This window comes from Tengunoibacter tsumagoiensis, assembly GCF_003967535.1.
Lineage (GTDB): Bacteria > Chloroflexota > Ktedonobacteria > Ktedonobacterales > Ktedonobacteraceae > Tengunoibacter > Tengunoibacter tsumagoiensis.
This window is the reverse complement of sequence record NZ_BIFR01000002.1, coordinates 247,938-259,289: the sequence shown is the minus strand read 5'-3', so window position 1 is coordinate 259,289 and position 11,352 is coordinate 247,938. Positions and strand designations below refer to the sequence as shown.

Here is an 11,352-nt window from a genome sequence, read left to right as displayed (position 1 = left end):
GAAGTATACCTAAATACTTTCAGTTAAGAGGCAGAATCATCTAGTAATTATCAGCATAAATTGACGGTACCTTCCGGCAATAGTTTCTCAATTTGGGAGGAATTGACGTAAAAAGAGGCGATACACATCCAAAAATTTGGCGATGTCTTTTACCGTTTGTTTCTTTCTGTATGATAAAGAGAGGGTAGCCAACATAGCTTGTTCCCATACAAGGACACTATTGGGGCTTAACCATACGATAATAACTTGCTTGCAGTCAGAAGGAGGAGGGGGGTATGAAGCTAGGATCTACTCTAGGCAATGCTCTCTTGGCAACGCGTGCCTATCATAATTGGGCTGAAGTAGTATTTTTGCTTGCCAGACAACAAGAACCAACGAGAATTGTCCTAAAAAATGGCCAGCAGATCACTGGTGCAACTGGCCTCTGCTCACAGGTCCGCAAGATCTTTTTTGAGGAGATCTATACTCCTGCCCCTCTGTCGATCGAACAAAATGATATCGTTGTCGATATTGGTGCTGGCTATGGAGTCTTTTCGCTCTTTGCCTCTACATATACACAGAACACAATCTATGCCTTTGAGCCAACACCCAAAAGCTTTACGTTACTTCAGCAAAATATCTCCTATCTTCCACAGGTAACGACTCATCGCTGTGCAATCTCTCACAAGATTGGTTCTTCCTTGCTGCTCCTCGATCCCGACGATGGACAATATAATCGACTGCCAATCCTTCATAAATCAGAACCTGTACACTATTATTTCACACCACATTTTACCGACGTTCACCCGACTCAATCACGCCTGGATCTGACCCTGACGATCCCTACCTTAACAATTTCAGCCATATTGGAACACTATCAACTTGAGCAGATTGATTTTCTCAAAATGAGCTGTGAAGGTGCCGAGGGAACTATTATTCATTCAATGTCACAACAGACTCTCGAAAAAGTGCGCAAGCTAGCTTTCTCTTTTCATGATCATCTCTCGCCCTATCCTCATCAAGAACTTCAGTCGTTCTTATCCAGAGCTGGTTTTACCACGCTGCTTGATTGGGACCGCTGCTCGCCTCAGGGCTACCTCTATGGCTGGCGTGCCTCCTGAATCGGCAGGCCGTATGTTTGGAAGGGTGAGGGCAATGCAGAGATGCACGTTCAAATGAGCCTCATCCAGCATTTTCCTCTTCCTTTCTTGACTCTGCTTCTCGCTGTCAGCCCCTCTTCGAACGCGAGAGAGGGCCAGCCTGGAACGAGAATACCCTTGCAGACAGTCTCAATACCTTGTAAAACTCATCTAAAAAAAGATACAATAATGATACAGAAGACGATTTGTGCTAGAATATCTGCAAATCGCTTTTACGATCGTTTGTTAGAGATAGACATTTTATGGAGTTATGTATAGCTATGTGGCAGCAGGTTAAATCCAAGCCCCTCTCCCTGACAGAGCAGGAGATACATGTCTGGCGTGCACCTTTAGTCTATTCCGCTCCAACGCTCCAACATTTGCAGACGCTATTATCCGCTGACGAGGATGTACGTGCGAAACGCTTTCACTTTGAGAAAGATCGTACGCTGTGGATCGCGGCTCGTGGCATACTTCGACTCCTCCTTAGCCAGTATCTCTCCCAACCACCCCATACCTTTCATTTCACGCTCAACGACTATGGGAAACCCTATCTCTCTGCCCCACTCCCACTGTACTTTAATCTTTCACATACAAAAGAATTGGCAATCTATGCCTTCAGTCTCACAAGAGAGATAGGCATCGATATCGAATATATGCAGCGGACAATCGATTATGAAGAGCTTGCTCGCTTTAGCTTCTCCGCATTTGAATATGCAGAACTACAAACGCTGGCTGAAGCTGAACGGCACGAGGCATTTTTCCGCTGCTGGACGCGCAAAGAGGCGTATATTAAGGCTCGTGGTATGGGCCTTTCATTCCCCCTCGATAAATTTGATGTCTCACTCAAACCACATGAAGAAGCTCGCCTGCTTCATGTTCAAGATCAGCCAGAGGAACCAGCTCGCTGGTCATTGCAGCATATTGAAATTGATAGCAACTATGTAGGGGCATTGGCGGTTGAGGGTCAATCGCTAACGGTGCGCTATTTCGACTTTAACGTGGCAGATTTTATCTCGCTCTAGCCCAAATAAAAAGAGGCAAGATCTATTTTATTTGGGCTGCTGTGGTCTGTTACATTGAGTTTACATGGTACAGACCTATTTTATTTGGGCTGCTGTGGTCTGTTACGTAAAAGTCTAATCTATATGGTCGAGATATACTTCGTGAGAAAATCCTCTACCCTTTGTGTATAGGTTTGGGTATCTGTCGCAAAAGCCAGGCCATGACCCGCTTTTGCCACCAGATACTGATCTTTGGGAGCCTGACATGCATCATAGAGGGTATAGACCATCGAAGTCGGCACAAAATCGTCTTCTAATCCATGAATAAAGAGGATTGGTCGCGTATTTTTCGCCAGTTGCCGGACCGCTGATCCCTCGCCAAAGAGATACCCCGCCCGTAACTTACAGATCAGACTGGTCAGGTGAATAAAAGGGAAAGGTGGCAGCTTATAGGTCTGCTTAAGTTGGAAGGTAAGAATATCGCTAATTGATGTATAGGCACAATCCGACACAATGGCCTTGACCTGCTCTGGCAGCTGCTCTCCACTCGTCATCAGGACAGTGGCTCCCCCCATAGAGAGACCGTGAAGCACAATCTGAGCATCTGGGCCAACGATCTGGATGGCTTTGTGAATCCATTTTAAGAAATCCAGGCGATCATGCCATCCAAAGCCAATATACTTTCCCTGGCTGAGTCCATGCCCACGATCATCTGGCAGCAAAACATTGTAGCCTAATGCTTCATGATAGAGCTCTGCAAATGAGCCCATATCAGGAATCGCGCGGCTGGTATAGCCATGAGCCAGCAAGACTGTTTTAGTGGTAGGGACCTTGGCAGGAAGGTAGTATCCACACAAGGTTAGGCCATCATAAGACGTTAATTCAAGCTGCTCAAATTTCTGCTGGTCAAACCAGCCCTGATCAAATGTAGCCAGCTCTGCATTGGGATCGGTCTCTAAGACCGAGTTCCCATCCAATGCACTTTTGGGCTTACGGGCAATCGCGTAATGATAGAAATAAAAACAAAGCGCTATCAGAAGCGCAAAGAGAACGATCAAACAGACAAGGACAATGGTCACTACGAGCATACTACTATCACCTCAAAAAAATGTTGCTCCAAAATCCACTTTTTAGAAGAGTGGTCTTTGTACTATAACATCTTTTTTTCCCTGAGTCCTCCCTTGATCCTGTTCTCTGTACCAAAGGATAGCGCAGATGGCCCTCGTATGGAAAAAAGGCTGCCAGGGCGGGCAGCCTTGATGCCTGTTTATGGTGGTTTGATCAGATCGCTTTCTGAAAAGCCCAGGCTACTATATCCCTCACCTGGAGGCTGCTCCTCCATAATCTGATATCCATCTGGCAGCGTTATTAAATAACGTACGCACAGGGCACGCGGCCAGATCTCCTGCTTGATAGTCATCGTTGGAAATTCAATTAAACAGGAACTACCTTCATTAATAAAAGTGCAGCCATGCAGCTCCAATAAAACTCTTACGCGCCTTCCCCATTGCAAAGGATAGGGAGGAGTACGAATACAAGTCACTGCCTCTGTCTGTGCCAATGCGTGGGGATAATGAAAAGATGATTGCACCGATTCGCTCCTCTGTCCATCTTCTAACCTGCATGATCAATTCCATCTGGTCTATCCAACAATCTGCTAGCCAGCAATTTGCTAACCAGCAATCTGCTAGCCAGCAATCTGCTAGCCAACAACCTGCTAGCCAACAATTTGCTAGCCAACAATTTGAATATAGGTCTCACAGACAATTCTCTGCGCCTCGCGTGGATCAATCAGAGCCTCTAGCTGACTCATTGAGGCCGTTAAACGCTGATAACGCCGATTAATGCTATCGTGTGACGCAACAGCAGCATAAGCAGTCATCATGCGCTTAAAGTCTTCACATTCCGCTTCTATCTGTCTTCGCAGACGTGCAACCTCGCTTTGTGCCATATTCCTAGAACGCCCTTTCTTATTCTATATACATTTATCACTCTACAAAATATGTAACCTTTAGTGTACTCTACTAAAATCATACCAGTAAGAGAGAGAAATAGTTACTACGTTTTTAAATTTACGAACTGTTTATTTCCTTTTTCATATTTTCCTTATTAGACAGCCTACGCATTATTGATTATACTTGAAGTACGCTTCGTATGCGTTAATATAAACAGTGGGAGAATGGAAAGGATGCCTGAAAAACTCTTTTGGGGACCTCATAGTGAGTATGGCCCCTACTCCGCGCAAGGAGATGGTTGGCCTCATCGTGGCGAGGTCATGAGAGCATGGCGTAAAGCACAGAAGATGACTGCCAAACAGGTTGCGGTTGAGTACGGCAAGCACTTTAAGGGCGAGCCGGTAAGTGAAAGGTGGGTTACGATGGCTGAAAAATATAATCTCATACCCAAAGATGAGCAGCGCCGCCGCGTCCTGGCCGGGATACTTGGCATTCCGCCTATTTTATTTGGACTGGGTTCTCTGACGGATCTGGCACCTGTAACGACACAGGCGGCCTCTCTTCCCCAGATGGCTGCCAGTGGCAATCATGTTCAGAGATATGACACATTTTTAGATCTCTACTGGCAACTGGACTATACGAGCACAGCCCAGGGCTCGCTGAGAGATATTGAGTCGATGATTAATGATCTGCGGACCATTGCGCCACAGGTGCCAAAAAATGAGCAGAATCGCATTTTTGAGCTCCTGTGTGGCTTTTATCCGCTGGCTTCTACGATTTATAATGACCAGCTAAATCATAAAAAGGCGTTTGAGTATGCCGATACCTGTGTGAAGCTGGCAACTAATATGGGCAATAAGAAGATGCAGGCCGTGGCTCTTTATCAGCGTGGCTTTGTCAATCTTCAGCAGGGTACTGTGGGGATTGATCCTCTTGATCCCGACTATGTACAGGCGGCGATGCTGGACTTTGAGCAGGCAATCCCGCTCTCGGTTCCTCGCCTGGAAGCGGCCATCTTACTCGATCTGGCGCTGGCTCAAGCTCTGCTGAAGCAGCGACGTGCAGCCTCTTTGAGCCTTGATAAATCCGCACGTCTATTGAGTAAAGGGAAGATGGAAGACGGGAGCTTCGTTGATCTCTTTGCCAATATTAATACTGGCCGCTATAGCCTGGGAAAGGCTGCTGCTTTGATTGCGCTGAAAGAATATGATGAGGCTGATAGTGAGCTGGATCAAGCGGAAGAGCTCATTAGTCCGGATCAGACACGCCGCCATGCCTGGATCTCTGTTCTACGTTCTCAGGTCTGGTTTGGACAGGGCTCGTATGCGGTCGCAACAGAGACGGCCCTTAATGCGTTAAAAGTCTGTAAGGGGATTAATTCGGTTAATAATATTACCCTGATCAAAAATCTCTATCATCAGTTGACCTCAGATCGCTGTAGCTATCGTCTCTCGCGTCCAGTACAGCAGCTAGGTGCGAATCTCGTCTTGTGTTAAGTGCATCTGCGGTCGTTCTTTTTTATCACCTGTGACAAAGGGAGAAATAAAGGATGAGCAAAGAGCCACTATGGCGTAACCCTAATTATCAACTGTTGTGGATGGGGCAGCTAATCTCTGCTACAGGTTCGCAGGTCTCTCAGCTAGCCTTCCCTTTGCTCATCTTAGTCCTCACTCACTCGCCGACCGATGCCGGTCTGATTGGAGCGCTACGTGTCCTGCCTTATCTGCTCTTTAGTCTCCCTGCTGGTGTCCTGGTCGATAGGTGGGACCGTAAACAGCTCATGCTCTGGTGCGATGTTGGTCGGGCTCTTTGCCTGGCCAGCATCCCTTTTGCGTTCATCTATGGGCAGCCCGGTCTCCTGCAACTCTATCTGGTTGCGCTGATTGAGGGAAGCCTGTTTGTTATCTTTAATCTGGCAGAGGTCGCCAGTCTCTCAGAAATCGTCCCCTATCCACAACTTCCTGACGCGACTGCGTTCAATGAAGTTAGTACGGCTATGACGACGCTCATCGGCCCTGCACTGGGGGGGGCTCTGTTCTCTCTTCAGCAAATGGTGCCTTTTATGGTTGATGCGATCTCCTATGCTATCTCTGTCTTTACGCTTGCCTTTCTCAAACGACATTTTCGACAGCCACGAGAACAGAGTACTCGTACGCTTAGAAAAGATCTGCTCGAGGGTCTGCAATGGCTCTGGGGACACCCGCAGATCCGTTTTCTGGCTTTGATCGCTGGCATAAGCAATCTGCTTTCGGCCAATTATCTGCTAATACTGGTTGTCCTGGCTCAACATATGCATGCCACAACGTTCGAGATTGGTCTGATTTTTACGATCGGGGGCATTGGAGGGGTGCTTGGAGGACTGCTGGTACCGTTCTTGCAAAAACGGCTCTCTTTTCAGTCTCTCCTGATTGGCTGTTTCTGGTTGTGGGCGCTCATTACGGCCTGTTATCTGCTTGCTCCCAACCCATTTGTGCTGGGGCTGCTCTCTTTTGTGCTCTTTCTCTCATGGCCGCTTGCCAATAGTATCCAGATGAGTTATCGGCTCTCAATCATTCCAGATGCCCTTCAGGGGCGGGTAAATAGTGTCTTCCGTCTCTTCGCATATAGTGGGCAACCAGTAGGGCTGGCAATCACAGGCTGGTTGATTGAAAGGGTTGCGGTTGCTCCAACTGTGTTGTTGACGGCTGGAGGTCTGGCGCTGGTTGCTCTGGTCACGACATGCAACAGGAGCTTCTGGCGAGGTCTGACGCGAAAATCATGTCCTTAGAGATGGGGAAGCGCCATCGAATAGAGGGTCTGTCGGGATAAAAAAGGCCGCCCTCTACGAGAGGAACGGCAGTTTGATGAATGGGCGAATCGTTGACGTTTTGAGTTCGGGAGGGAGCATGTTCGCTACCGCAGTCTGTACAAGCGGATAGCCAGGTTCGGCATAGGTTACTGTCTCATCGCCCAGGAAGAGGATACTTCCATCGGAGAGATAATACTCCATCTGCGACGTCAGTTCGTTGAAACGCTCGCTGATCGGATTTGAACCAAACATATTGATAATAAAATGGGTTTGCTCGCTGGTCATACTACAGATAACTCCATTGGTACATTAATATACAATCAGATAAGGACTGTTCTATAAGACCATGAAAAAATTAGGGACCTGCTAGTTATACTCCTATCAGGGCAGAAAAGTATACGAATTGGTACTATGGTTTTCTTTGCTGTTCTACAAAAAAGATGAATCTACGTGTAGAATAGATAAAACCCGAAAGGTTGTTATTCATAAAGGTGATCATGGGGTTTAGGCGGCCAACAGGGTGGGGGGTCCCGCGACCATCATGAGAATAATGGGGGGAACATCGTGGAGAGGGTCCCACGGCCATCATGCGATTATGGGGGGAACATCGTGGAGAGGGTCCCACGGCCATCATGAGAATAATGGGGGGAACATCGTGGAGAGGGTCCCACGGCCATCATGAATGATGGGCCCTACCTCCTTTATGCGATAAATCGCTTATTGTGTTTTTTATAATTTATTTTGGTACATTGCTTATTTTGTGGTGATTAGCTAGATAACGGAGGTGTCGCTTAGAATGCTGTTCACTTCATCCCAGGTCTCTTGATAGATTTTGGCGGGCATGTTGGGGTAAAGGGCCAGGGCTCCTACGGCATCGCCACCTTCAACGTAATGGCCTGGATAGAGTGCATAGGAGATAGCGACGATCTCGATTTCGTTATCTCCACGTCTTCGAGCTGACTTTGACGAGGTTTTGTAGCGGATACTCTGGCGGTAAAAGGCCATTTTCTCGAGTGATTTGTGTGCGGGCCGATAGGTTCCATCTTTTTGTCGTTCCCAGCTATATTTAGCATCAAAGACTAAAACTTTCGGCTTGCTATCTCCTGCTTGATAGACCTCGATGGACATGTCGGGGGTCTGTGGCCTGTTGTTGCCAATGACGGAGACGATTGTTTGCGGCCTGGTACTGGCAGTGTTGGGATAGACTGGTTCAAATTTAATCTCAACCCTCTGGTTAGCTCGCTCAAGAATAAGGTTCGAACGATCTTTGCGAACACGAAATTGGAAATAATTTTTGTCGATCTGATCGGCAAGATCGCCTGCGATAATCCGATAACCAGCTTCTTTTAGTTGCCGAACGACAATCTCAGTGAGCTTAAAGACGCTCCAGATCTCGTATAACTCGGAGGTTTTCCGTAGACCAATCTCGGTGACATAGCTCTGGGTGTCGAAACTGAGTTGAAACTGCTGCTGGAAATTTAAATAAAGTTGATAAAAACATCGATATGAGGGGTGCTTGAGCAAGAGCTGGGTGGCTTTACTGCTAGCAACCTCGCTCCTGACCTCTTTAAGAAAGGCTTCGTTGCGCCAGTGCCAGCAACGCTGTTTCATTGCTTCGCACCACAACACCACCTGCTCTAACGCCTGAATATCCTTCTCCTCATCAAGAGCATCATTATATCCCATCTTCTGCTTATGCAAGAGCACCGGTCGGCGCAACAGAACCTCGCTCTCAGCTCGTTGGCGAATACTTTCAAGCTTTACGGGCAACAGTTGAGAGAGAAAGTGCTTGACAAGCCGATTCTCGTACATATCATAGGAGAGGGTTGGATGGCTCGTACGCCAGGTTGTGGCGATAGGGCTTGCACGCCGGGAGAGCCGAATCATATCGTGGCCAACGGGCTGACAATTATTATCCACTGTTCGCAAGTGCTGCCAGCCAGTCTGAAGCTCTTGTTGCTTAAGAACGCGATGCGGATCATGGCGGATTGCGGACAGAATACTGGCAAAATCGTCCATTAGTTTTCTGACCTTATGATAATCATTTAAGGCGGATGCCTCTTCTGCATTCTGAGCCAGAGCAACGCGTTCAGTGACTAACGAGCGCAGCTGAAAGAAGAGATCATGGGCTATGGCAATCAGCTCTTTCTGCATGACATCGTAGTTAGCCTGCTCAATTTTCTCGGCGAAGACGCGGACTCTGGTTCTATATCCTTCTTGCTCAGGGACCTGTATCCGCACTTCATACAGTCCGGCATAGTCTTTAGGAAACCATGTCCAGTAGCCCCAGCGCTCGGTCTCTAGCTCTACATCCTCGACGATGATGGTCAGACCTTCTGGTGCATGCTTTGTGACACGAAAAATGGCGTTCTTACGCTCTCCAACCTGGATGTCAAAATTCTGCTCATCGGGTCCAAAGAGCAGGGGCCTGTTATTGAGCGTCAGCCAGGTATTAACGCCAGAAGGTGGTGTAGCCATCGCTCTTCAACCTGTCTTTCATCTCTTGCAGCCGCTGCTGAGTTCGCGATAGACCGTTCGCTTTACAGAGGTCTGAGAGATTTGTGAGTGTGCTCTCAATATTCTGCCCTCCTCTGATCCGTGGCAGGATACGCTGTTTGCATTGCAGGTCAAAGGCGTCTTGTGGCTTAAGCAGTCCCTTGCTGTTGGCAAGATAGAGCTCTATCTCACGAACGGTTCGGTAGCCCAATCCTAATTGGGCCTTCTGCAAGAGTGCGCTGATCTCTTTAATGAGCGGACGATAACCTGGATCAGGTTGCGTTGCTCGATAGCTCTGCCAGATGCGTTGAGGGACCAGTAAGGGCTCCGAAGCCTGCTCTGACGCCTCAGGCGCTGGGCCCGTAGGGAGTCGATCCAGATCAACGTGGAAGAATTCGATGGTATTGGCGCGATCAATCACTTTATCGCTGATCGGCTGCGTCGTCTCGTCGACGTTGATGGTGCCGGTGATCAGCAGATTCGCCGGGAGATGAATCTCGGCTGGCACACCTGGATGCTTGCCAGAGCGCTGCAGCTGCTGGAAGGTCTGATCGGTGAAGAGCTTGATGCGCCGTTTTGCAGGCTGCTCTTCTTCCATCGCACTGAGAAATTGGGAGAAATAATACTCGACGTGGGCAAGATTCATCTCATCCAGGCAGAGACTATAGAGACGAGAGGGATGTTGGATGGCTTCGAGAATAAAAGCCAGCGCTGGCTCGACAAGATATTCACCTGTAAAGGTGTTAAGTTGACCAAGAAGATAGCGATCATCATTCCAGTTGGGCCGTACAGCCAGCCGCTCAAACTGCTTTTCGCCCTGACCCAGAGCTTCCATATAGAGCTGCGCCAGCCGCGATTTGCCGGTTCCAGAGAGGCCCGATAAAATCACAAATGGACGCGTCTTGAGACAGATATGATAATTGAGAATCTGCTCATCCTCAAAGTAGAAGCCACGCTCGTGAATGTGCGTCTTCACCAGATCAAGGACATCATCCTCCGGCCAATCTTCCAGTGCTGAAGGTTCTTCATGCTCGAACTCGATAACGGGTTGATAAGGTTCTTCGTTCTCTTGAACCAATCTCGCTGGAGTAGTCCCCTCGTAGGTTGCGACAAGACGGCTCAGCGTCTCATTCTGACTGCTTAACGCCTTGGCAATATCAAACAGGACAGCAAGCGCCCGGTCAGAAAAGGTGTTGGCAAAGTGGGAAAGAGCCTCATTCTGCGTCAGGTTCTCCTGATGCTGCTGTTGTGTAAGCTGCTGCATATTCTGGAGCTGAGCCGCGATCCTGTCAAAGAATTGGCTTGCCTTCTGGATGACTGCCTGAGCTTCTGAGGATGGAGAAGAGTCGCTAAGAATAAAGGATGAGATATCCAGTAGTTGCTCGAGCATACCAATTTGCAAAGATGTCAGATGGATGGGATGGAGAGGACTCTGTCCATTTACCCACTCTTGTATAGGTTGAGGATTTAACCTGCCTACCTGTCCAATAACCCAGACTGGCCTCAATCCATCAAGCAGCAAAGCATTCCTGTAGGTTTTTGAGACAGAGATTACAAATGTTGTTGCATCGCGATTGATGCTGCTAACGGTGAATTGGTAGGGAAGAAGAGCATTCTCGGTGGTTTGAAAAAGATAGATCATGTCATCAACCTGAACAGGAAGGTCGTCATCTCTGGATATGCCTATCGTATATCTTGCTTTCAGGGCATAGTTCTTTTTTATGCTCAATTCCGAACTACTGGTTGGGAGAAGATACGCATTCATGTAGCGATTCCTTACTGTTACTCCAGTATTTTAGCTTATCAATACGGGTTAGCTCCAGGTTGATGGGCTATCTGATGGACAGATGCAGCGAAAACAGGCCATCAGATTATATCAGGATGCTGGCAGCACAAGTTCTTTGTGCAGTGTCTTGAAGGGCTGAGAACGAAACGCGTATATCGCAAAATTTGCCACCTTATATCTACCTTTGCAGCCTTATTCTAAGGTG

At 47.9% G+C, this 11,352-nt stretch carries 10 protein-coding genes; 4 read left to right on the top strand and 6 right to left on the bottom strand.

Features of this window, described 5'->3' with window-relative positions; genetic code table 11:
* The first annotated feature begins 275 nt into the window (after positions 1–275).
* A complete protein-coding gene (locus EL628_RS21940; RefSeq protein WP_126582153.1) occupies positions 276–1,100 on the top strand; it encodes an FkbM family methyltransferase in 825 nt (274 codons plus the stop codon).
* 299 nt (positions 1,101–1,399) lie between these two features.
* Positions 1,400–2,143: a 4'-phosphopantetheinyl transferase family protein gene (locus tag EL628_RS21935; protein ID WP_161975670.1), complete on the top strand. Its 744-nt coding sequence runs from the start codon at positions 1,400–1,402 to the stop codon at positions 2,141–2,143.
* Between the two features lie 119 nt (positions 2,144–2,262).
* Here EL628_RS21935 and EL628_RS21930 read toward each other — a convergent pair whose 3' ends face one another.
* The 3 genes from EL628_RS21930 to EL628_RS21920 form a co-directional block, all read right to left on the bottom strand.
* Entirely contained in the window at positions 2,263–3,210 is a 948-nt protein-coding gene (locus EL628_RS21930; RefSeq protein ID WP_126582151.1) for an alpha/beta hydrolase, read from the bottom strand.
* 179 nt (positions 3,211–3,389) lie between these two features.
* Positions 3,390–3,713, bottom strand: coding sequence for a hypothetical protein (locus tag EL628_RS21925; protein WP_126582150.1), 324 nt, complete (start codon positions 3,711–3,713; stop codon positions 3,390–3,392).
* 141 nt (positions 3,714–3,854) lie between these two features.
* Positions 3,855–4,073 (bottom strand): hypothetical protein, encoded by a 219-nt coding sequence (locus tag EL628_RS21920; RefSeq protein WP_126582149.1) that lies wholly within the window; start codon positions 4,071–4,073, stop codon positions 3,855–3,857.
* A 237-nt stretch (positions 4,074–4,310) separates the two neighbouring features.
* On the opposite strand from EL628_RS21920, the gene EL628_RS21915 reads away from it, so the two are divergent.
* Positions 4,311–5,573, top strand: coding sequence for a hypothetical protein (locus EL628_RS21915; protein WP_126582148.1), 1,263 nt, complete (start codon positions 4,311–4,313; stop codon positions 5,571–5,573).
* Between the two features lie 53 nt (positions 5,574–5,626).
* Positions 5,627–6,844: an MFS transporter gene (locus tag EL628_RS21910; RefSeq protein ID WP_126582147.1), complete on the top strand. Its 1,218-nt coding sequence runs from the start codon at positions 5,627–5,629 to the stop codon at positions 6,842–6,844.
* A gap of 54 nt (positions 6,845–6,898) precedes the next feature.
* On the opposite strand, the gene EL628_RS21905 is transcribed toward EL628_RS21910, so the two are convergent.
* The 3 genes from EL628_RS21905 to EL628_RS21895 all read right to left on the bottom strand — a co-directional run bounded on the left by EL628_RS21905 (position 6,899) and on the right by EL628_RS21895 (position 11,126).
* Positions 6,899–7,150, bottom strand: a complete 252-nt coding sequence (locus tag EL628_RS21905; RefSeq protein WP_126582146.1) for a hypothetical protein — start codon at positions 7,148–7,150, stop codon at positions 6,899–6,901.
* Positions 7,151–7,636: 486 nt separating this feature from the next.
* The gene (locus EL628_RS21900) at positions 7,637–9,343 is read right to left on the bottom strand and encodes a DUF2357 domain-containing protein (protein ID WP_126582145.1); all 1,707 of its coding nucleotides are present in this window, start codon (positions 9,341–9,343) and stop codon (positions 7,637–7,639) included.
* A complete protein-coding gene (locus EL628_RS21895) occupies positions 9,318–11,126 on the bottom strand; it encodes an McrB family protein (RefSeq protein WP_126582144.1) in 1,809 nt (602 codons plus the stop codon). The genes EL628_RS21900 and EL628_RS21895 overlap by 26 nt, the downstream gene beginning before the upstream one ends.
* Positions 11,127–11,352: the final 226 nt, after the last annotated feature.